At 48.2% G+C, this 20,451-nt stretch carries 21 protein-coding genes; 9 read left to right on the forward strand and 12 right to left on the reverse strand.

Features of this window, described 5'->3' with window-relative positions:
* Nucleotides 1-11: 11 nt before the first annotated feature.
* Together ACOMHB_RS04835 and ACOMHB_RS04840 are read left to right on the forward strand one after the other, a co-directional pair.
* Nucleotides 12-770, forward strand: coding sequence for a class I SAM-dependent methyltransferase (locus ACOMHB_RS04835; protein WP_422136859.1), 759 nt, complete (start codon nt 12-14; stop codon nt 768-770).
* Nucleotides 763-1,854, forward strand: a complete 1,092-nt coding sequence (locus ACOMHB_RS04840) for a prenyltransferase/squalene oxidase repeat-containing protein (RefSeq protein ID WP_448215693.1) — start codon at nt 763-765, stop codon at nt 1,852-1,854. The genes ACOMHB_RS04835 and ACOMHB_RS04840 overlap by 8 nt, the downstream gene beginning before the upstream one ends.
* Here ACOMHB_RS04840 and ACOMHB_RS04845 read toward each other — a convergent pair.
* Nucleotides 1,851-2,612 carry a class I SAM-dependent methyltransferase gene (locus ACOMHB_RS04845; protein WP_448215694.1) on the reverse strand — a complete coding sequence of 254 codons (762 nt, stop codon included), beginning with the start codon at nt 2,610-2,612 and terminating at the stop codon, nt 1,851-1,853. The genes ACOMHB_RS04840 and ACOMHB_RS04845 overlap by 4 nt on opposite strands.
* Here ACOMHB_RS04845 and ACOMHB_RS04850 point away from each other — a divergent pair.
* On the forward strand, nt 2,598-3,320 hold the full coding sequence (locus tag ACOMHB_RS04850) for an acyltransferase (RefSeq protein WP_422136862.1): 723 nt from the start codon (nt 2,598-2,600) through the stop codon (nt 3,318-3,320). The two genes, ACOMHB_RS04845 and ACOMHB_RS04850, sit on opposite strands and share 15 nt — an antisense overlap.
* 52 nt (nt 3,321-3,372) lie before the next feature.
* On the opposite strand, the gene ACOMHB_RS04855 is transcribed toward ACOMHB_RS04850, so the two are convergent.
* Nucleotides 3,373-4,428, reverse strand: a complete 1,056-nt coding sequence (locus ACOMHB_RS04855; protein WP_448215695.1) for a hypothetical protein — start codon at nt 4,426-4,428, stop codon at nt 3,373-3,375.
* A gap of 120 nt (nt 4,429-4,548) precedes the next feature.
* Here ACOMHB_RS04855 and ACOMHB_RS04860 point away from each other — a divergent pair, with 120 nt between their 5' ends.
* On the forward strand, nt 4,549-6,096 hold the full coding sequence (locus tag ACOMHB_RS04860; RefSeq protein WP_448215696.1) for a cryptochrome/photolyase family protein: 1,548 nt from the start codon (nt 4,549-4,551) through the stop codon (nt 6,094-6,096).
* Nucleotides 6,097-6,148: 52 nt separating this feature from the next.
* Here ACOMHB_RS04860 and ACOMHB_RS04865 read toward each other — a convergent pair whose 3' ends face one another.
* The 6 genes from ACOMHB_RS04865 to ACOMHB_RS04890 all read right to left on the reverse strand — a co-directional run bounded on the left by ACOMHB_RS04865 (nt 6,149) and on the right by ACOMHB_RS04890 (nt 11,521).
* Entirely contained in the window at nt 6,149-6,547 is a 399-nt protein-coding gene (locus tag ACOMHB_RS04865) for a hypothetical protein (RefSeq protein WP_448215697.1), read from the reverse strand.
* Between the two features lie 91 nt (nt 6,548-6,638).
* Nucleotides 6,639-7,412: an SDR family NAD(P)-dependent oxidoreductase gene (locus tag ACOMHB_RS04870; protein WP_448215698.1), complete on the reverse strand. Its 774-nt coding sequence runs from the start codon at nt 7,410-7,412 to the stop codon at nt 6,639-6,641.
* Nucleotides 7,409-7,954, reverse strand: a complete 546-nt coding sequence (locus tag ACOMHB_RS04875; protein ID WP_448215699.1) for a DUF3833 family protein — start codon at nt 7,952-7,954, stop codon at nt 7,409-7,411. Before ACOMHB_RS04875 ends, ACOMHB_RS04870 begins: the two co-directional genes overlap by 4 nt.
* A 22-nt stretch (nt 7,955-7,976) precedes the next feature.
* The gene (locus ACOMHB_RS04880) at nt 7,977-9,284 is read right to left on the reverse strand and encodes a class I SAM-dependent methyltransferase (RefSeq protein WP_448215700.1); all 1,308 of its coding nucleotides are present in this window, start codon (nt 9,282-9,284) and stop codon (nt 7,977-7,979) included.
* Entirely contained in the window at nt 9,285-10,139 is an 855-nt protein-coding gene (locus ACOMHB_RS04885; RefSeq protein ID WP_448215701.1) for a DUF1365 domain-containing protein, read from the reverse strand.
* Nucleotides 10,136-11,521, reverse strand: coding sequence for an NAD(P)/FAD-dependent oxidoreductase (locus ACOMHB_RS04890; RefSeq protein WP_448215702.1), 1,386 nt, complete (start codon nt 11,519-11,521; stop codon nt 10,136-10,138). Before ACOMHB_RS04890 ends, ACOMHB_RS04885 begins: the two co-directional genes overlap by 4 nt.
* A gap of 120 nt (nt 11,522-11,641) precedes the next feature.
* Between ACOMHB_RS04890 and ACOMHB_RS04895 the strand changes: the two genes are divergently transcribed.
* Both ACOMHB_RS04895 and ACOMHB_RS04900 read left to right on the forward strand, forming a co-directional pair.
* Nucleotides 11,642-12,253, forward strand: coding sequence for a sigma-70 family RNA polymerase sigma factor (locus ACOMHB_RS04895; protein ID WP_448215703.1), 612 nt, complete (start codon nt 11,642-11,644; stop codon nt 12,251-12,253).
* Nucleotides 12,250-12,903 (forward strand): ChrR family anti-sigma-E factor, encoded by a 654-nt coding sequence (locus ACOMHB_RS04900; protein ID WP_422136872.1) that lies wholly within the window; start codon nt 12,250-12,252, stop codon nt 12,901-12,903. The genes ACOMHB_RS04895 and ACOMHB_RS04900 overlap by 4 nt, the downstream gene beginning before the upstream one ends.
* A 223-nt stretch (nt 12,904-13,126) precedes the next feature.
* On the opposite strand, the gene ACOMHB_RS04905 is transcribed toward ACOMHB_RS04900, so the two are convergent.
* Nucleotides 13,127-13,987, reverse strand: coding sequence for a methyltransferase domain-containing protein (locus ACOMHB_RS04905; RefSeq protein ID WP_448215704.1), 861 nt, complete (start codon nt 13,985-13,987; stop codon nt 13,127-13,129).
* A gap of 316 nt (nt 13,988-14,303) precedes the next feature.
* On the opposite strand from ACOMHB_RS04905, the gene ACOMHB_RS04910 reads away from it, so the two are divergent.
* Nucleotides 14,304-15,902 carry an ABC-F family ATPase gene (locus ACOMHB_RS04910; RefSeq protein WP_448215705.1) on the forward strand — a complete coding sequence of 533 codons (1,599 nt, stop codon included), beginning with the start codon at nt 14,304-14,306 and terminating at the stop codon, nt 15,900-15,902.
* Between the two features lie 47 nt (nt 15,903-15,949).
* On the opposite strand, the gene bamJ is transcribed toward ACOMHB_RS04910, so the two are convergent.
* From bamJ to ACOMHB_RS04925, 3 genes are all read right to left on the reverse strand, one after another.
* The gene (gene bamJ / locus ACOMHB_RS04915; RefSeq protein WP_422139866.1) at nt 15,950-16,423 is read right to left on the reverse strand and encodes a BamJ family beta-barrel-assembly machinery protein; all 474 of its coding nucleotides are present in this window, start codon (nt 16,421-16,423) and stop codon (nt 15,950-15,952) included.
* A gap of 66 nt (nt 16,424-16,489) precedes the next feature.
* Complete coding sequence (locus ACOMHB_RS04920; RefSeq protein WP_448215706.1) at nt 16,490-16,807, reverse strand: hypothetical protein; 318 nt, start codon at nt 16,805-16,807, stop codon at nt 16,490-16,492.
* Nucleotides 16,808-16,975: 168 nt separating this feature from the next.
* Nucleotides 16,976-17,392 carry a hypothetical protein gene (locus tag ACOMHB_RS04925; protein ID WP_448215707.1) on the reverse strand — a complete coding sequence of 139 codons (417 nt, stop codon included), beginning with the start codon at nt 17,390-17,392 and terminating at the stop codon, nt 16,976-16,978.
* A gap of 1,135 nt (nt 17,393-18,527) precedes the next feature.
* Here ACOMHB_RS04925 and ACOMHB_RS04930 point away from each other — a divergent pair.
* Together ACOMHB_RS04930 and ACOMHB_RS04935 are read left to right on the forward strand one after the other, a co-directional pair.
* Complete coding sequence (locus tag ACOMHB_RS04930; protein ID WP_448215708.1) at nt 18,528-18,881, forward strand: helix-turn-helix domain-containing protein; 354 nt, start codon at nt 18,528-18,530, stop codon at nt 18,879-18,881.
* On the forward strand, nt 18,878-20,146 hold the full coding sequence (locus ACOMHB_RS04935; RefSeq protein ID WP_448215709.1) for a type II toxin-antitoxin system HipA family toxin: 1,269 nt from the start codon (nt 18,878-18,880) through the stop codon (nt 20,144-20,146). Before ACOMHB_RS04930 ends, ACOMHB_RS04935 begins: the two co-directional genes overlap by 4 nt.
* Nucleotides 20,147-20,451: the final 305 nt, after the last annotated feature.

Consider the following 20,451-nt stretch of genomic DNA (forward strand, 5'->3'; position numbering starts at 1 on the left):
ACTGAAACAACATGCAAACCATAGATTTTAATCGTCTGAAGTTACGCAGTGGCGATAAAGTGCTGGACGTGGGTTGCGGTGAGGGCCGTCACTCCATTGCAGCCTGGCTGAAGGTCAGAGTGGATGTGACAGGTTTGGACCTTTGCGAAAAAGACTTGCAAACAGCCCGTGACAGGCAGCAGGAGTCTGAACAATTTCTGCAGGGGGCAGAAGACGGTCGCAGTCTTCGTTTTATTCAGGGCAACGCTCTGGAATTGCCTTTTGAAGACGACACGTTCGACAAAATAATCTGTTCCGAAGTGTTGGAGCATATTCCCGATTACCTGGGGGTGCTGGCCGAGATCAAACGGGTATTGAAGCCCGATGGTTTGCTGGCAGTCAGTGTGCCCAGAGCCTGGCCGGAAGAGATCTGCTGGCGACTGAGCAAGGCATACCATGAGGTGGAAGGTGGCCATATTCGCATCTTCAACGCCACGCATCTGCGCCATGATATCGAATCGCTTGGCTGGCGTCGTTATTCACGACACTGGGCTCACGCCCTGCACGTTCCCTACTGGTGGCTGAAGTGCTGGAAATGGGAACAGCCCTCTAAACTGGTCGATCACTATCACAAACTGCTGGTATGGGATCTTATGAAAAAGCCGAAGGTGACCCGCATTACCGAAAAGCTGCTTGATCCGGTCATGGGAAAAAGTGTCGTGATGTACTTCGAGTGGGAGTCAGGCAGAGGTAAATCCAACGATACCAACAAGGAGGTCTGTTATGGATAGCCTGCTGCTGACCAAAGGCCTGTTCCCAAGAGATTTTCTCAACAAAACAGCAGAGCACATCCTCTCTGTACAGCAGGAAGATGGCAGCATTCCCTGGTTTACCGGTGGCAAGCTGGACCCCTGGGATCATACCGAAGCGGCCATGGGACTGAGTATTATTGGTCATTATTCTGAAGCTGAAAGCGCCTATGGCTGGCTGCGAAAAGAGCAGCTGGAAGATGGCAGCTGGTTCGCCAACTATCAGGACGGCAAGCCTCTATACAGTGATAAGCGAGAAACGAACTTTGTCGCCTATGTGGCGACCGGTGTCTGGCATCACTATCTGATTACTGAAAATATCGGGTTTCTGGAACTGAACTGGCCCATGGTCGAAAGTGCCATCCAGTTTGTACTACGACAACAGTCGTTTACTGGTGAGATTTACTGGGCGGTCATGGAAGATGGTCAACCCGACAAAGACGCGCTGATTACAGGCTGCTCTTCGGTTCTGAAAAGTCTCGAATGCGCCATTCTGATCGCTCAAGCGCTGAACAGGAAGGTTGAGCCATGGCTCAATGCCTGGCAACAGTTGGGGCAGGCTCTGAAATTCCATCCCGAGTACTTCGACCGCACCTGGGAAAGCAAAGAGCGTTTTTCCATGGACTGGTTTTATCCCATTCTGGCCGGTGTCTTCCGTGGTCAGGAAGCCCGTGACCGAATCCAGACATTCTGGGACAAGTTTGTACGTAAAGACATGGGCTGTCTCTGTGTCAGCGATCAACCCTGGGTCACCATCGCTGAATCCTGCGAGCTGACCATGGCGCTGCTGGCTGCCGGTGAAAAGCAGAAAGCCACTCAGCTCTATAGCTGGTTGCACAACTGGCGTGACAGTGATGGCGGCTATTGGACAGGCTATCAATACGTTGAAGAGGTGATCTGGCCGCAGGAAAAAACGACCTGGACTGCCGGTGCTATTTTGCTGGCAGCCGATGCTCTGACCGAGCACACAGCCGCTTCCCGTCTGTTCCTGGAATCAAGTCTGGAGATAAAACCGGAAGTGGAACTGCCAGAAACCGAAGAAGCTCTGGCAGCAGTTAACAATTAAAGGCGGCGGAAAAGCCCCAGAGTGTTGACCATGGGCAGCTCTTCAAACAATCCGGAGGCTTTCGCCAGCTTCCAGATATTGTAGGGTGCCTGCCCACCGTCTTTGGGATCGGGGAAGATATCGTGTATCGCCAGAATGCCGCCGGGCTTGATAAAGCTGACCCAGCTGCGAAAATCTGTCCGGGCAGCTGCTTCACTGTGACCGCCGTCAATAAACACCATGCCCAGAGGCGTGGCCCAGTGACGAGATGCTACCGCTGAAGGTGCAACAACAGGGACAACCGTATCTTCCAGTTTGGCTTCGCGCATTGTGGTTCGGAACGCTTTAAAGCTATCCATCTGTTGAATGCTGGCATCGTAGAGGTCACTGTCATGATACTCTTCTCCCAGCTGGTGCTCTTCTGAACCCCGGTGGTGATCGACGGCGTAGAGCACACTGTTATTTTGCTGACAGGCAACACCCAGGTAGACCGTAGACTTGCCACAGTAACTGCCAATTTCCAGACAGGGGCCCAGCTGGCTGGCTTCCAGGGCGAACTGATAAAGTGCTTCACCTTCATCCGGTGCCAAAAAGCCTTTAACCGAATCGATATTGAGTGGCAGTTTTAGAGGCATAGCTTGTAAAAGACCCGTTTGTAAAAGACCCGTCTGTAAAGAGGTCGTTCGTTTTTTCAACTTATACGTCGGAAGTAGTTCAGTCAGATGACTGGCTGCAAAGGCATAATAACAAATCAGGCTTGGACAGTGCGTAAAAATCATAAACCTTTCTGGATCAAGGTGCTCTCAGACCGCTGGCAGCGGTTTTATATCCGGCACTTTTTCAGCAAACATTTTGAACATCTGGGCGAACACCCCATGGTGGTTCACCCTTCTACAGTCAATGTGCATGGTGCCGGTATTTCCATTGGTCGTTTTGTCCACCTGATCAGTATCCGCCATAACCCGGTCAGTCTTTCCACCTGGAGCGGCCGGGGAATCCAGGGTGATATCAAAATAGGTGATCATTGCCTGATATCTCCGGGAACTACAATATCTTCAGCAGCCAGCATTACCATTGGTGACAACTGTATGTTAGCCGCCGATTGCTACATATCCGACAGCGACTGGCACGGTCTCTATAACCGTCTGCGCCCCTTCCGTTGCAGCAAACCTATTGTGCTGGAAGATAATGTCTGGGTGGGGCACGGTGCGAAAGTTGGCAAGGGTATCACTATAGGCGAGAACAGTGTTGTGGCAGCAGGTGCGGTGGTTGTGAAAGATGTGCCTCCCAATACGGTAGTGGGAGGCAATCCGGCTAAAGTTATTAAAAAGCTGAACCCCCAACGCCGGATGCTGAAAAGAGAGTTTATGTTTCGGGACAGCGATCGTTTCCTGCACATGCAGGAGGAACTGGATCGCTATGTTTTGGGGGGGAATAGCCTGAGAGGCTGGGTTCGTCACAAGCTTTTTCCCAGAAAAGGTGATTAACTTTGACGCCCCGGCAGGCTCTCATGAATACTTAGCCCGGAATCAAGAGGGTTTACAGGTCAGCCATTCTCCAGATTCCCAGCAGATCCGGCACTTCATCCTTGCCTCTCATAAAGTCATTAATAGCTGCCGCCAGGGTTGAATAATCGACTCTGCTTGCGGGCATTGAGGCAATGACGACCGGAATCGGTTTGTTATCATCAGCCGCAAAGGTAATGTTGATGAAACCCCTGGCAATGCTGACGGTGAAATACTGGTATTTGGACTGACCATAAAATGCCAGCAGGTAGACGACGTCTTCATGTTTTGCAGCGTGCTCTGTAACGGCAGCAATGATGACATCAGCCTGACTTTTGCCACTGTAATGGCTGACGACTTTTCCGGGGTCTACTTTACTTAGTTGCAGGCCAGATCCACCGGCTACGGCATTAAACCCCTTGCTCATGCCCTCGGCATTGCCGGTGTTGCTCCTTATGAGTCTTGAATCTTTGCTGTTCGAGGTAAAGCTGACGATGTCATTAACCTGGTCAGTACGTGCCTTTGAACCGATGCCCATTAAATTAACAAGATCTTTATTGATATTGAAAATCATGGTTCTGGCATGGCTGCTTTCTATGAGCTTTCTGAAACTTCTTGCACGAGAGGGCAGGAGTGACTTAAAAGCTTTTTTAATCAAGGAAGGCGTTTTGTAAAGTAAGAGCCCGTCATCTCTGTTGCGGGATGCCTCAATGCCGGCATTAAATTGCCTGCCGAAGTCCAGCGCCTTCATGGCATCCAGAACATCCTGTGCCGTGGGTTTACTCTCAGAAGCTGACAATTTATAGGCTTCACAGAGTTTGGAAAAATTCTCCTCAGCCTTGGCTCCAAGAGCTGTATAGGCTTCAGAGAAAGCAGGGTCCACAGAGTGGTCGTTACCGATGGCTCCGGCAGCGAGCATTTGTTCATAATAAGCAGAATTGCCGACCACTAAAGCAGTCTCGGGATAGGCGCCCGATACGCTCAAACCGTAGGCTGTGGAAACCATATCAATCATTCCCTGATTGATTTCTTCCGCTGGAGCCTTAAGTGGCAGGGCCAGAATCAATAGAATTGTCCATAAATACTTCATAATGGTACCTCCTGATAGTAAATCCGTTTAATAATTTAGACACGACTAAGGGTGAGAAAGTTCCTCTTGCCCCAGAAGGCATTAAAGGTAAGGATGTAGGCAGATACTTGCGAAGGTTCTATGAAAACCTATTCAACACTGAGGCTCATCCTCGGAGACCAGCTATACGCTGGCCATAGCTGGTTCAGTAACAAAGAGCCGGATACCCTCTATCTGATAGCAGAGCTCTATCAGGAAGCCTCCTATGTAAAGCACCATGTACAAAAGATCTGTGCCTTCTTTGCAGCGATGGAAGCCTTTGCTGCGGCACTGGCAAAGTCCGGCCATGAGGTTTTGCATTTAACCCTCGATGAGACGGCTCAATACGAGGATTTGCCATCCCTTCTGCAAGCACTGGTCAAAACCCACGGGATCAAGCGGTTTCAATACCAGAGAGCCGATGAATACCGGCTTCTGAGGCAGTTGCAGGACATGAATATCGGTGTCCCTGTCCAGGAAGTCGATAGCGAACACTTTCTACTGCCGTTTGATGAGCTTTCGAGCTATTTCGCTCAGGGCAAAGCCACAAGGATGGAGCACTTTTATCGCAAGATGCGAAAGCGATTCGACATTCTGATGGACGGCGATCAGCCAGAGGGCAGACAGTGGAATTATGACCAGGAGAACCGTAACTACTTCAAAGCCAGTGATCTTGAAGAGATCCCGGAGCCACTGGTGTTCAGTAATCCGGTGACAGGCATTCTGGAAAGGCTGGACAGACACCCTATTCAATATTTTGGTAAAGCCACTCCAGAGCTGATCTGGCCGATTACGAGGCAGCAGTCACTCAAACAACTGCGCTACTTCTGTCAACACGGATTGCCGCAGTTCGGGCAGTTTCAGGACGCTATGACTCACCAGAGTGATAAAAAATGGAGCCTCTATCACTCCCGTCTTTCCTTTGCCCTGAACAGTAAAATGCTGACCCCAATGCAGGTCATTCAGGCCGCAGTCAGAGCCTGGCGGGCAGACCCTGAGTCCATCTCCATTGCTCAGGTAGAAGGATTTGTCCGACAGATTCTTGGCTGGCGGGAGTACGTCCGGGGCATTTACTGGGTCAACATGCCTGAGTATTCCTCACTCAACTACTTCAAGGCTCAGCGTGCATTGCCAGACTTTTTCTGGACTGGCGAAACCCGAATGACCTGTCTGCAGGAGGCCATTGGTCAGTCTCTGGATTATGCCTATGCCCACCATATCCAGAGACTGATGATTACCGGCACATTCTGTTTGTTGGCAGGAATCGACCCCGGTCAGGTTGATGAGTGGTACCTGGGCATTTATGTGGACGCTATTGAGTGGGTCGAACTCCCAAACACCCGTGGCATGAGCCAGTTTGCAGACGGTGGTTTGTTAGCTTCAAAACCCTATGCGGCAAGTGGTAACTACATCAACAAGATGAGTGACTACTGCAAAAGCTGTCACTACGACGTAAAGCGAAAAACCGGTGAGCGAGCCTGCCCATTCAACAGTCTTTACTGGCATTTTATGGTCAAACACAGGGAGCAACTGAGCAAGAACCCCAGAATCGGCATGATTTACAAGAACTGGGACAAACAGTCCGGTGATGAACGGGCAGTTATTACCCATCAGGCAGAGGTGTATTTGAGGGAAATAGACGAGCTTTAGCAAAAACGCCTTAAATCCTTGCCCAGCCGAACATGTTAGAGCTTTTTATTGGCTAAGGTTGGCCCACTCGCTGCCTGACCAGTAACGATTGATTTAAATAGCGATGCTGGCCTGATGAATGAGTATCCATTTCAAAATCCCCGGTCAATTCGTAAACCGCCCAGCCGGAAGCAAATTTATCCAGTTCACTTTGGTTATTTTGCATAAAAGCTGTGGCTTCTCTGGCACTTTTAAACGCCAATCCACCGGGATATAACCCCCAGAACATAGGCCCAAACTTGATGATATTTTTGCCTTCCGACAGGGCGCTCTGATAGCTGGCATCACCAATGGTAAATATGGGGTGGGTAATATCCTCTCTCACCAATGGGGTGATGGAGTCCATTACCCCAAACCAGACAATGGCAGCTATTGCAATGATCAGGATGAGCAGGTACTTGGCAAATTTCATAAGGAGCCAGATTTGTTATTGGTTGATCAGCCTACCAAGTCTCCGAAACAGGGTGCCGTTGAGTCCATTCTGGCACAACCTGAAGAGACCATTATTGATTCAGCCGACCGGTCACACCAAAATAGGCTCTATAGGGCAAAATTCTGAGCATTCCCATCATCATGCCAAACACCTTCGGAAATCGAATTTCAAAATGTTTGCCATTTAAACCGCGCAGAATAGCTTCTGCTGCTGGCTCAGCATCCATCAGAAAGGGCATCTCAAAGGTGTTTTTATCCGTCAGAGGGGTTTTTACAAATCCCGGATTGATCAGTTTGATATCCACACCTTTCGGTTTCATATCCGTATACAGGGACTCAGCCATATTGATCAGAGCTGCCTTGCTGGCCCCATAAGCGGCAGCAGCAGGTAAACCACGATAGCCGGCCAGCGAGGCATTAATCGCCAGGGTTCCCGACTGCTGGTTCACCATCATGGGGATTAACGCATCCAGACAATGACAGACGCCCATCACATTCAATTCGAAGTGTTGACGCATATGGGTGGATCTGAAATCCACGCCTGCTGTTTTGATAAATGTGCCTGCATTCAATACGGCAATATCCACCTGACCAAAGCGGCTCATAATCTCCTCGGCTACTCGCGTCACCTCATCCTGACGGGTCACGTCGGCAGGCAAAGGGATAATAACTCCCTCCAGATCAAGCGCTTCGTTCTGTAGCCGGTCCAGATTGCCGAAACTTCGCGCCGTAGCTATGACCGTGCCACCTTGACGGGCCATCATTAAAGCCAGCTGGCGACCGATTCCCTGGCTGGCACCGGTAATCCAGATTACCTTGTTTTTCAGAGATGGGAGTTTCTTCATTTTTCCTTCTCTGATTCTGTGTTCGAAAGCTGCAGTTTTTCCAGCGATGATGCACTGATCAGCGAAGCATCTTTACTGAAATAGAAGGTCAGGGTGCCCAGCCTGAACCCCCATTTGCTGACATCAGCAATATTGAGAATCTGGCCATTTTCCTGCAGGAACAGCCAGTCATCAAATTTCACCCGCCAGTTGATTCCCTTGATGGGTAAATTCATTTCATAGGTCCAGTTAAAGGTGTTGCCCTGACTGCTGCCTGTGGCCAGACCGATCAAATCATCTGCCTGACCTTCATAGTGGCTGTCATCCAGTATTTTGATTTTCCACAGCCGGTTGGATGCAGTGCCATCGTCATAAATAAAGTCCTCATTCAGTATTAGTATATTGTCTTCTATTCGACCTTTCATGATGACTTCAAAGTAGTTCTGCACTTTACCGAAGCGATCAACAAACTCACCCCAGGCATAGGTGGTGCCCTGGAAATATTGTTCAATGGTTAGAACAGGTTGGTCCTGCCTGTATCGTTTCTGTATTGCTTCCCGCATAACTAAGACCTCCCTGCCTGCTTCATAAACCCGGCTTACTGATTCGATAAAGTCTCACGTCAATGCTGTCCTGCTTAAAGCCGGCTTCACAATAAGCCAGGTAGAACAACCACATACGTTTAAAATGTTCGTCAAAGCCCAGAGTCACAATCTCTGGCCAGTGTTGCCTGAATGATTGGGCCCAGATTGACAGTGTTCTGGCGTAATCACGGCCAAAGGAATGAGTGTTCTCGATATTCAGGCCTGCCTGATGACATTGGTCGTGGATCACCTGGTCTGTCGGGAGCATGCCGCCCGGGAAGATATAACGCTGAATAAAGTCGGCTTCCGCCCGATAATCGCTGAAGCGCTCTTCATCAATGGTAATCACCTGAATCACCGCCACTCCGTCAGGCTTGAGGGCATCAAACACTTTCCGGAAATAAATGGGCCAGTGGTTCTCTCCCACGGCCTCTAACATCTCTATGGAGACAATGCGGTCGTACTGTCCCTGGATATCCCGGTAATCCTTTAGCTGAAAGTTAAAACCGGCATCCTGCTGAAGCGAATCACGGGCAAACTGTAACTGCTCTCTGGACAGCGTCACTCCGGAATAATTCTGTCCTCCCTGCTGCTGTAATGAGCGGGCAAAACCTCCCCAGCCACAACCGATTTCGAGCACGGAATGTTCTGGCATCACATCCAGCCAGTTCAGTACCCATTTGTATTTATTGGCTTGAGCCTGTTCAAGTGTTTCATTGTTGTCGCTGAATAAGGCACTGGAATAGGTCATGGAGTCATCCAGCCACAACCGGTAGAAGTCATTGCCCAGATCATAATGGGCGGCAATATTGCGACGACTCCCTGAACGACTATTGTTGTTTAAAAGATGACTTAATCGATTCAGTTTTCGAAACAGCCAGTTTGAGGAAAATTGCTTGTCAATCTGCTTTTCATTAAACATTCCCCAGTCCAGCAAAGCCTGCAGGTCTGGCGTATCCCAGTCGCCTTTCATGTAGGATTCTGCCAGCCCGATGATCCCCCGGTTAGCTGCCAGGAGCATGCTGAAAGGACGATTAATCATGACTCTGGCAATCGGTACGTCCCGTAAAGACGAACCTACTTTTATCAAACTGTTTTTTTGCTCTAACTCAATACGACTCAGCGAAGCCTTCTCCAGGCGTTTAACCAGCCAATTAAGGGCTTTGGACGGTGTTTTATTGAGAAACAATTCACTTTCGCCAAGGGCATTTCCTTCGCTTTGGGCGCTGCTTTCACTACGCAGGCTGGCTGCACTCTGCCCGGGAGGCAATCCATTCTGCGACAGGGTTTTTCCTGAGATGTCCAACATTTACGCCCCCTGTTTCTGGTACTTTTTTTGTTCGTTCATGGTTGTTGTTTTTCCTGTGCGTTTCAGGGTGCTATTCCAGCGGTGTGTGATGCCGCGACTCCAACTGAAGAAGCGATCTTTTGGAACATGTCGAACTACCTGAATACCTTTAATGAAAAGCCGCAGAGCTTCCCAATGAATGGCCAGAGTCACCTTGAAAGCCTGCAATGGCAAAACAAACAACTGCCTGAGAATGTTCAGATCACTGAGCGCCTGTCGCTCGCCTTTGAGAACTGCTGCAAACAGCCGACCATCAGCATTATGCAGATGAATGCCCAGTTTCAGAATCTGGTCGGGCAGGCGGGCCTTGAAACGGTATTCACATTCGGTTTCAAAAAAGGGTGAAACGTGAAGTTGCTTCTTCACGGACTGGTGAAAGGTTGTTTTTTTACCCCCACGGTTTTCTATCGGAATAACGTAACTGTGTCGTTCACCAAAGGTGTTGGACACTTCATAGATAAGGGTAGACAGTTTCTCCTCTGAGTCCAGACAGTAATAGACCGTCAGAGGATTAAAGATATAGCCAAGCACCCTGGGGTAACACAACATAAAGATTTGCTCAGGCGCCGGGATGTCATATGCCAACAAAAGCTTGGTTGCCTGGGTTTTGAGACAGTTTCCGGAACCGTCAGCAAAGTCTTTTGGATGAAAAGAGAGCACATTGAATCGGCTCACTGAAAACAGCTTGAGCTCGTCATCAAGCTGATTCAGCTCATCCAGATCGATAAGCCAGGAAGCCACCCGGTAACTGAAACGGTGCTTCCGGGGCCGAATACGGTTATGCATTAACTGTCCCCAATAGACCGCTGACTTCATGTCCGCCTCCCGTTACTGACACTGCTGTCCGTAAGGTTGTTGCTAATGTTGCTTGTGAAATGAGTAACCGGCCTTTTCCCGATACCGTGTTCGGGCCAGATCAACCTGTCATTCTGGTTTTCAACAGACCATGGTCTTCTTTTTCCACCCAGTGCTTCCGCAACGGCCAGTCCGGATTGAAGGCCGTCTTCGTGAAAACCGAAACCAAACCAGGCGCCACAGAACCATGTACGATTACGGCCCTGTAATTCCCATAATCTTGACTGTGCCTCCAGAGCATTTCGATCAAACACAGGGTGGTCGTAGAGGTAGCAACCATGAATAGATTCAGGCTCTATGGAAGGATTGAGAGTGACAAACAGAGGTAGGCCTTCCATATGCTGAAGACGATTCATCCAGTATGTGACGGAAGGACCCTCATTGCTCTGGGTGCCAAAATAGTTCCAGCTCGCCCAGGCTCTTTTTCGGGTAGGCATCAGTCGTTCATCGCTGTGCAAAATAGCCCGGTTACGCTGGAAACTAAACGATCCTAAGAGTAATTGTTCCAACTCACTGGGTTCACTCAACATCGCCAGAGAAGTATCTGCGTGACAGGCCATGACAACATGATCAAATTCATGAGTATCGCCCTGCAAGTCAGAAATGATAACCCGGTCAGCGTGGCGTTTGACCTTTCGAACACAGCGGTTTTTGATGGCCAGACCGTCCATGTCGTCCAGAATGCGGCGAACATACTCTTTGCTACCGCCATTGACAGTTTGCCACTGAGGACGATTTGTCAGCTGCAGTAAGCCATGATTCTGGCAAAAACGCATAAAAGCCAGGGCGGGATAATCCAGCATTCGATCGGATGGCGTTGACCAGATAGCCGCCCCCATCGGAACCAAGTGATCATCCATAAAACGTTGGCTGTAGCCCCGACCTGAGAGCAGTTCCCGGAGCGTGATTGATGGGTCCAGCTGTTTCATTAATTCTGCACTGGACCGATAGAACCGGAAAATATCCAGCAGCATCTTCAGAAATCCGGGCTTAACGGCATTCAATCTTTGGGCAAACAGTCCATTCAGGTCTGTTCCGGAATATTCAGTCTGTCCTTTATTCATGGATACCGCAAAAGACATATCCGTATTGGTGACAGGTACATCCAAATGGTCAAAAAGAGCCGTTAGATTGGGGTAAGTTTTATCATTGAAGACAATAAAACCGGTATCCACGGGTATAGACTGATCATCATCCTGAACCATCACCGTGTTACTGTGACCTCCAAAACGATCATCTTTTTCAAATAGAGTGACTTGATGTTGCTTGGACAGTAACCAGGCGCTGGAAAGCCCACTGATGCCTGATCCGATTACAGCAATGCTGAGTCCTTTAGCTGTCATAGGGCGACCTGTAAACATAATCTTCAAGATTTTTACGCTATAACAATTTATTTGGATCACTGACTAAAAAATCGGAATTCAGATGATCCAAACGACGTTTCATTGCGTAAAGAGAGACAAATGAGCTGGACACACGATATTCTGATGATAAGTCCATCTACGAACAAAATCACAATGGATTCAGAAAACAGTCACTCTGAAATGCCAGACAAGCTCAAGCAGTCACTGGTTGATCTGGGCCGCTACCGAGACAAACAAACGTTTGCGCTCCTGTATAGTTTTTTTGCACCCAGACTCAAAAGACACTTAATGACTAAAGGCGCACACGGAGAAATGGCTGAGGAGCTGGTTCAGGAAACCATGCTCTCTGTCTGGAGACATTGCAAAAGCTACGACCCCGAGAAATCTACGGCGTCCACCTGGATCTTCAGGATTGCACGCAACCTCTGGATTGATCGGTTGAGAAAGGAAAAAGCGGACTTGATGACGCCGTTAGATAATTATCCGGAAAGCCATTTTGAGCCAGCCATGGCGGAGCTTGATTCAGAAAAGATCAAGTCCGCTCTCAAGAGCCTGCCTCAACAACAGGCTCAGTTGGTGTACAAGGTCTACTACGAAGGAAAAAGCCACCGGGAAATTTCTGAAGACATGGACATGCCTCTGGGCAGTGTCAAGTCAGGCTTGAGACTGGCTTTCAACAAACTTCGTAGTCAGGCGGGAGGGTTAAAATGACTACACATCATCCTGACCTCAGCACCCTGATGAGCTACTCTGCGGGCAGTCTGCCTGATGCCATTGCTACTGTGGTTGCTGCTCATCTGAGTGTTTGCAGTCATTGCAGACAACAGGTTCAGGAAGCTGAACAAGTCGGTATCAGTTTACTGGAAGAGTTAGAACCAGCACCCATGTCTGACCATGCTAAAGACGACATTCTTGCCCTGCTTGATGAGATTGAGCAGGCTCCCGTCAGTAGCAGAGAGGAGCGGGATGTTCCGGTTGATGCCGATATACCGGCTCCATTCAGACCCTTGCTCGGCTATTACCTGGACGATCTGCATTGGCGGTACATGGCTCCGGGCCTGAAGCAATTCTTACTGCCAGCGTCTGGTGGCAGCAACCTGCGGTTGTTAAAGATCGCACCTGGCACCTGCATGCCTTCCCACGGGCATACCGGCTCAGAACTTACCATGGTATTGAGAGGTTCCTATTCGGATGAGCTGGGTCGATTCTGCGCTGGAGATGTAGCCGATCTGGACCCGGACGTTCAACATCAACCGGTGGCAGACACCGGCGAAGACTGCATTTGTCTGATTGCCACTGATGCACCTTTACGATTCAATGGTCTCGTTCCCAGGCTTCTGCAACCCTTCTTCCAGCTTTGAGTTGAGTCATTTTACAGTCAGTCTTCCGGGATGCATGGGTTATCCACACTCTTTGCGTTCCGACGACTGAATCTAAACGACAGCCTTAAAGTATCTACATAAATAGTTGGTTATTTTTTGATCAATTGACAAAAAAAAACCGTTTAATGAGGCTTCCAGATGTATCCAGAAAGAAGTCACAAGGTTATCCACAATATTTGTGGATAATGAAACATAACTGTCATCATCGTGCAGATATGACGTGGTATTCCAGCAATCCCCGGTGTTGCATCCAGCGGATAAACCAGACCAGCAGCCGCAAACGAATCCAGACTTTTGGACGGGTAACAGGCGACAGTTGACGATAGTGCTGCGAGAACCAGAAGCAGAAGCCCGAAAGAACATCCTGGCTGATGTCCAGACACTCAACTTTTTCAAAGCCCGCTTCTTTAAGATGGAATTCATACTTTTGCCGAACCATTAAGCCTTTCACAGAAATACCACAGGGTCTTGCCAGCAGGTTTACCATTCTTCGTTCCATGGGATTCCTGAAAGGGCGGCTGAGTATCATATCGGTCAGGGTAAGGCTGCCGCCATCCTTAAGGACTTTTCTGGCGTTGTTGAAAAAACGCGATTTGTTATCAAACTGGTAAGCGCAATCAAGGGCCAGCAATTTGTCAAAAGAATCAGCCTCCAGCTTCGCCAGCTCCAGCTCGTGGCCTCTTACCAGCTTTAGCTGGTCATAGTGATCACACTGGTCCTGGGCGCCTGCCAGCAGTTGCTCTGTTTCTGCCAATGCAGTGAGTGAATCAACCTGATAATAATCGAGCCAGACCAAAAGCTGATCGTTGCTGGAGAAACCCACATCCAGCACCTTATCCTGATTGGAGAGGCAGGCTTTATCGGCAAGCAGACCTGCCAGCTCGGAACAGGCATGACCATAATCGGAAGTCTCGCGCCAATAACCGATCAGCCTCCAGCCGGAGGAAGTTGATACACCACTGTTCAAAAGCCACTGATCAGCCAGCATGCCACGCTCTCCATTAGAAGGGGGCCACCAGATATTGACGATCAGACTGATCAGCTGGGACAAAAGTCCTGACATTACCAGCCAAGTTAACAGGATGCCTGAAAGAAATGCGAAGATGGTCATAGAGTATAAATAATTAATTCCTTTGGATAAGCCTGTATGTCCGCACAGAGCTCGGGCAGTTAGCTGATAATAGTGAGATCCTTCTTCTATTGCCAGCGGCAAACCGGGAGGCCATAGCCGTTTGCTGACGGACACTGTCACTATCAACAGGGAAGTATGGAGCACCTCTGATAACCAAACAGGCACATTTGTGTAATAATTGGCGGTTTATCTTTTAAATGATGTATAGGCTGTCTGGTCAGGCAGATCGCCAAGGGGGAGCTAGGTTATGCTGATAACGTCTAATGTGACCATGCAATTCGGGGACAAACCCCTCTTTGAAGATATCTCCGTCAAGTTTGGCGACGGCAACCGTTACGGTCTGATCGGTGCTAACGGTTGTGGTAAGTCCACCTTGATGAAAATTATCAGTGGCGAACTGGAACCCTCTGCCGGCAATGTCAGCTACGATCCCAACGAGCGTATTGCAAAGCTGAACCAGGATCAGTTTGCCTATGAAGAAAACACGGTGATTGATACCGTGATCATGGGCCATGCCGAACTCTGGAAGGTCAAGGAAGAGCGTGACCGCATTTATGCCAAGGCTGACATGACAGAAGAAGAAGGTATGCGTGTCGCAGATCTGGAAGTTCTGTTTGGTGAAATGGACGGTTATTCCGCCGAAGCCCGTGCCGGTGAACTGCTGCTGGGCCTGGATATTCCTCTGGAGCAACACTATGGTCCAATGAGTGCTGTTGCCCCGGGCTGGAAGCTCCGTGTTCTGTTGGCTCAGGTATTGTTTGCCGATCCGGACATCATGCTGCTGGACGAACCCACCAACAACCTGGACATCAATGCGATCCGCTGGCTGGAAGGGGTACTCAAGCAGCGCGACTGCACCATGATCATTATTTCCCACGACCGTCACTTCCTGAACAGTGTCTGCACCCACATGGCCGATCTGGACTACGGTGAGCTGCGAATGTTCCCGGGTAATTACGACGAGTACATGATTGCGGCTACCCAGGCTCGTGAGCGTATGCAGGCTGATAATGCCAAGAAGAAAGCCCAGATTGCCGAGCTCCAGAGTTTTGTCAGTCGCTTTTCTGCCAATGCTTCCAAAGCCAAACAGGCGACCTCCAGGGCCAGGCTGATCGACAAAATCAAGCTCGAAGAGGTTAAACCTTCCAGCCGACAGAATCCGTTTATCCGTTTTGAACAGGAAAAGAAACTGTTCCGCAATGCGCTGGTGATGGAGAAAATGTCCCAGGGTTACCAGGACAACATGCTGTTCAACGACGTTAACCTGATGGTTGAAGTAGGTGAGCGCATTGCCATCATTGGTCAGAACGGTATTGGCAAGTCCACATTGCTGCATACTCTGGCCGGTAAGATGGCACCGAAGGGAGGCACTATCCAGTGGTCAGAAAACGCTGATATCGGTTACTACGCCCAGAACCACAGCGACGAGTTCGATAAGGATATGAACCTGTACGACTGGATGAGTCAATGGATGAACGAAGGCGACGATGAGCAGGTGATCCGTGGTGTTCTGGGCCGTATGCTGTTCTCCCAGAGCGACATCAAAAAGTCAGTCCGCGTTATTTCCGGTGGTGAGCAGGGCCGTATGTTGTTCGGCAAACTGATTCAACAAAAACCGAACGTATTACTGATGGATGAGCCGACTAACCACATGGATATGGAATCCATTGAATCTCTGAACCTGGCATTGGAAAACTATCCGGGCACACTGATTTTTGTCAGTCATGATCGTCAGTTTGTATCGTCTCTGGCGACCCGCATCATTGAAATCACAGAAAATGGCATCGTCGATTTCCACGGAACTTATGACGATTACCTGCGCAAGCAGGGGGTTGTTGAAGAATAAGTGATTAATGGGGCAGAGGGCCTCTGCCCTTATATTGAATGAATGGTTTATTCGATACCCAGCAGCTCCACATCAAAGATCAGCGCAGAGTTGCCGGGGATTTTACCGGCACCCCCGCTGCCGTATGCCAGATTGGCAGGAATAAACAGTCGGAACTTGTCGCCTACCGACATCCGTTGCAGACCTTCGGTCCAGCCCGGAATCACCTGATTCAGTCCAAAAGAAATCGGCTGTCCACGGTCTACAGAACTATCAAACACCTGACCATTAATTAACGTACCGTGATAGTGCACTTTCACTTTGCTGGTGGCTGTGGGGTGATCGGAATCTTCACCCTTCTCAAGAATCTTGTACTGCAATCCGGACTCTGTAGTCATCACGCCTTCTTCATTCTGGTTTTTTTCCAGAAAAGCCTGACCCTGAACCAGGGCCTCCTGAGCCAGTTGTTTTTTCTGGTCAAAGCGGCGTTTGCCCCAGAACAAGATGACAGCAATAAAAACAATGAGGATAGCAGTAGACACAAGGATCACCCGATCTGTGGATAAGTCGATGAAAAATACCTTATCCGGACAGCTAACTCAAAAATATCAGCCTCCTATCTCCGCTTCCCTGTCGGTTTCTGCGGGCTCAGGTTTAGGATTAACCAGCTTTTCCTCTCTGGGCCATTCTCCACTCTGTTTTCGGGTCCCCATAAAAAGAACAGCAACCATGCCCACCAGAATCAGCCCCATCTGAACCATAAAGATCAGCATGATCAGCGGCAGCATCAGTACAAACAGGCCAGTGAGAATAACAGTGCCGAGAATTGCTTTAAACGGGCTGATGGCAGCGCCATTACGCTGCTCAAAAAAAGCAGTCTTAACTTGATTGAAGCCATTTTTTAATTGATTGAGCCATTTTTCCATGATTTACCTCGATCAGGGAGGAAGTTAGTCATGGCTCAAGTGTAGAGGGTTGTGGATAAACAGATCGTGTCCGGTAGATTAAAGTTTGTTCATGGAAAAGGGTTATGTTTATAAACGCCAGGAGTTTCCACTGGCCGGTGAAGGACTGTTTTGACGAAGATTACTGGTTTAGTCTGATCCCCCTTCTACGTTACCTCTGCTCCAGTCATAAAGCATAATGCCTACTCGAGGTGAATATACGCATGCTGCCAGACCTCCATAGATTAAAGCACCTCTCAACGCCCTGATGTGGGGTGATCCATAGTAAATACAATACCCTGTAACAGCGCCTATAAATGCGTGTGGAGTCACAATATAAACAACAACTCCCGTTCCAAACAATGCCACCAAAGTTTTCAAGAAGCTTTCTGCAGTGTATAAACCCCACAAAACGGGTTTTTTGCCGTGGCTGTCAGGACCAAAGTTGTCATCATCATCGCAGCAGCCATAATTGTAATTGCCATGATCACTGCCGCCACTGGAGAAGACAGCGCCTGAGAAAACACTCACATATCCAAGCATTATGACAAACAGGAAGTTTTTCATTAGATGATCTCAATGGCCATTAGTTCCTGATTGAACACGCAGGATAGCATTTGACTGAAAGCTTGCAAGCCGGGCTGCTTTGAGCATGATTGAAAAAATTCTTGGACTAGTGTCCAGACTAACAGGCTTCTGATTGGAATCAGCATCTTTGGTGAAAAGGAAAGAAAGAAACGAAGAGTACTTTGAGAATGAGGCAGGTGAATATTCATATTGTGCAAGAAACAATAGAGGATATTCACGCTTTAAGTCGGGGAGATTACGAAATATACGGGTGATCTGTTTTTCTTTCAGTGCGACCCCTACTTTACATTATCAATACGACAATTATAAAGCATAACGCCAGCCGCAGTTGAAAATTCACATGCTGACAGCCCTCCCAGAATTGCAGCACCCTTCAACGCCCTGATGTGGGGTGATCCAGAGAAAAAATAATAGCCTCCAACAGCGCCTAAACATGCACGTGGAATCACCCAATAAACAACAAGCCCCATTGCGTGCAATGCCAGCAAGGTCCTCCTCAAGCTTATCTCATCGTATAAACCCCACAAAATGGGTTCTCGATTGTGGTTGTGAGGGACAACGTAGTCATCATTGGAGTTTTCCTCATCGTATAAACCTGACAACATGGGTTTCTGATCATAGCTGCGAGGGACGACGCAGACGTCATTAGAGCGGGCAGTGCTTGAGAAAACACTCGTATACCCAAGCATTATTACAAACAGGTAATTCTTCATAAAGCGACCTCAATGTTAATTAATTCGTGATTGGACATGAAAAAATAGCATTTGACTGAAAACTTGCAATTCTGGCTGCTTTGGGTCTGATTCAAAGGATTGGAAAATTGGCTCGTTCCCACGCTCCAGAGGGTGTCGCAAAAGCTCAACAACTCGTTCCCACGCGGGGACCCACAGGGCCTAAAAGCATGGGAACCAGGGTTTTGCAACAGCCTCTCCAGCGTGGGGACGAGTCATATGCACCAACAGCGCGACATCTTTCTTGGCACATGGGGATTTGAACCCTTGGACTTTTTTAAGGATCCTTTTCTTTAAAGCAATATATCAGTTGCTTTTCTCAAAAATGAAACTAATATGTTTCTTTATAGCTAACAAAGCAACTGGTAAATTGACAAGATGATATGGATACTCTGCTTCAACAACTTAAAAAAAGGCGCTTAGATTTAGGTCTGAAACAAAACGACATGATGCTGCGTGTTGGTGTTTCCCGCCAGCAATATCAGCGCCTGGAGTCTAAAGGGAATCCACGGCTAGACACGCTCCAATTGATCGCAAACGGCCTGAATAGTGAGGTAGTGCTTATACCCAAAGAGAAGCTTGGCGCGGTTCTGGCTGTTTTAGAGAGAAGCGTTGACGAAGAACAGGAGGCAGGATCTGAAGGCGTTAGCTCAGGCCAAAGAGATCAGTCTAATTCAGTGAACAAGAAAAGCTTGTTTGATGATCCGTGGCAAGATTTGCTTGGAGATGATTCGTGAGCAACGATGTTAACGTCGTTAAGCTGACACTTCATGGAGAGTGCGTGGGTTATTTGGCTGGCTACCAGAGTGGTAGGAATGTACTTTTTTTTGCCGATGAATTTAGCAGTAATATTCATCGGTCAACGTTTAGCCTGATCACCCATCCTGCATTTCCTCATTCTGATAAATTGATGTCAGAGCCTTGGGCACGAAATCAACGCTTGCATCCAACGCTATCAAATTTATTACCAGAAGGATCGCTGCGAGAACTCATTGCACAGGGATTAAAGGTGCATATTGATAATGAATTTCAAATCTTCTCTTATCTGGGGGAAGATTTGCCCGGAGCAATCATTGCCACACCATTAGAGCCAGAACACGTACCTGATGATGTTGTATCCCTTATTTCCAGAGGTCAATATCGAAATGCGAAAGTGGTTAAGTTCGAAAAATTAGAACGAGAAAATAAATTTTCCCTGGCAGGCGTCCAGATGAAGTTTTCAATGGAAGAAAAGGATGGGCGTTATAACCTTTGTAAATCCGGGGTTTTAGGCGATTGGATTATAAAAACGCCATCAACAAAATATAGAGATGTTCCTGTTAATGAATATTCGGCGATGACTCTGGCATCCATAGCGGGTATTGATATACCGGAAATCAAGCTGGTTGATATGGGACAGTTGGATAACCTGCCACAAATCAATTTACCTGAAGAATCCCTTGCTTTTGCGATAAAGCGTTTTGATCGAAAAAAGAGCAGGCGAGTTCATATGGAAGACTTCGCACAAGTATTGGTGAAGTATCCCCATGAAAAATATCGCACCGCAAACTATGAACAGATTGCCAGGGTCTTGTACGAGTTTTCTGGTGATGCATTAACAGATGTACAGCAGTTCGCAAGACGACTGTTAGTGAATATTTTGTTGGCAAATGGTGACGCGCATTTAAAAAACTGGAGTCTTTTATACGAAGACAAGGTGACACCACGGCTATCTCCTGCTTATGACATAGTAACGACAAATGTGTATATCGATGGGGAGCGAAACTTTGCTTTGAATTTGGGAAAAACAAAAGATTGGTATGCTGTATCATTCTCAAACTTCAAGGTGTGGTCAGAAAAATCGGGCATACCATGGCGGGCAGTAAGGCCTCATCTAGAAGATGTAATGTATAGGGCCCGAACATTGTGGCATTCCGCTATTAAAGAACTTCCGATGCATGTGAAACACAAAGAAAAGTTAACAGAGCATTGGAAAAACTTGCATCAGGATTTCAGGCTGTAAACCTATCTTGATGAAGAAAAGTGACAGAAGGGGCAAGGCCTCACGTATTGCTCAGCGGATGGTCTGCCATCTTCCCAGCTCTCAAGACACTGCGATGGTGCTAGCAGCCTGTCGGACTTAAGACTGTCCTACTGCGGTTGCAATAAATTGGTCTAAAAATCTCTGTTTCTTCGTCAAATAGCTCGCTATTCTCCTCAGAAACAGAGATTTTTATCCTCAATTTCTTGCAATCCTCGCTACGGACGCTTAAGTCCGACAGGCTGCTAGTGGCAATGGTGTCTACAAACTTTTTTTGCGGCAACCTT

This window comes from Endozoicomonas sp. 2B-B, assembly GCF_053470045.1.

Excerpts from the sequence above, each read along its gene's own strand:
- ACOMHB_RS04925 (WP_448215707.1), bottom strand. The coding sequence starts at position 17,392 with ATGAAAAACTTCCTGTTTGTCATAATGCTTGGATATGTGAGTGTTTTC.
- ACOMHB_RS04860 (WP_448215696.1), top strand. The coding sequence starts at position 4,549 with ATGAAAACCTATTCAACACTGAGGCTCATCCTCGGAGACCAGCTATAC.
- ACOMHB_RS04875 (WP_448215699.1), bottom strand. The coding sequence starts at position 7,954 with ATGCGGGAAGCAATACAGAAACGATACAGGCAGGACCAACCTGTTCTA.
- ACOMHB_RS04855 (WP_448215695.1), bottom strand. The coding sequence starts at position 4,428 with ATGAAGTATTTATGGACAATTCTATTGATTCTGGCCCTGCCACTTAAG.
- ACOMHB_RS04895 (WP_448215703.1), top strand. The coding sequence starts at position 11,642 with ATGAGCTGGACACACGATATTCTGATGATAAGTCCATCTACGAACAAA.
- ACOMHB_RS04835 (WP_422136859.1), top strand. The coding sequence starts at position 12 with ATGCAAACCATAGATTTTAATCGTCTGAAGTTACGCAGTGGCGATAAA.
- ACOMHB_RS04900 (WP_422136872.1), top strand. The coding sequence starts at position 12,250 with ATGACTACACATCATCCTGACCTCAGCACCCTGATGAGCTACTCTGCG.
- ACOMHB_RS04930 (WP_448215708.1), top strand. The coding sequence starts at position 18,528 with ATGGATACTCTGCTTCAACAACTTAAAAAAAGGCGCTTAGATTTAGGT.
- ACOMHB_RS04870 (WP_448215698.1), bottom strand. The coding sequence starts at position 7,412 with ATGAAGAAACTCCCATCTCTGAAAAACAAGGTAATCTGGATTACCGGT.
- ACOMHB_RS04890 (WP_448215702.1), bottom strand. The coding sequence starts at position 11,521 with ATGACAGCTAAAGGACTCAGCATTGCTGTAATCGGATCAGGCATCAGT.
- ACOMHB_RS04905 (WP_448215704.1), bottom strand. The coding sequence starts at position 13,987 with ATGTCAGGACTTTTGTCCCAGCTGATCAGTCTGATCGTCAATATCTGG.
- ACOMHB_RS04840 (WP_448215693.1), top strand. The coding sequence starts at position 763 with ATGGATAGCCTGCTGCTGACCAAAGGCCTGTTCCCAAGAGATTTTCTC.
- ACOMHB_RS04845 (WP_448215694.1), bottom strand. The coding sequence starts at position 2,612 with ATGATTTTTACGCACTGTCCAAGCCTGATTTGTTATTATGCCTTTGCA.
- ACOMHB_RS04910 (WP_448215705.1), top strand. The coding sequence starts at position 14,304 with ATGCTGATAACGTCTAATGTGACCATGCAATTCGGGGACAAACCCCTC.
- ACOMHB_RS04865 (WP_448215697.1), bottom strand. The coding sequence starts at position 6,547 with ATGAAATTTGCCAAGTACCTGCTCATCCTGATCATTGCAATAGCTGCC.
- ACOMHB_RS04920 (WP_448215706.1), bottom strand. The coding sequence starts at position 16,807 with ATGGAAAAATGGCTCAATCAATTAAAAAATGGCTTCAATCAAGTTAAG.
- ACOMHB_RS04885 (WP_448215701.1), bottom strand. The coding sequence starts at position 10,139 with ATGAAGTCAGCGGTCTATTGGGGACAGTTAATGCATAACCGTATTCGG.
- ACOMHB_RS04880 (WP_448215700.1), bottom strand. The coding sequence starts at position 9,284 with ATGTTGGACATCTCAGGAAAAACCCTGTCGCAGAATGGATTGCCTCCC.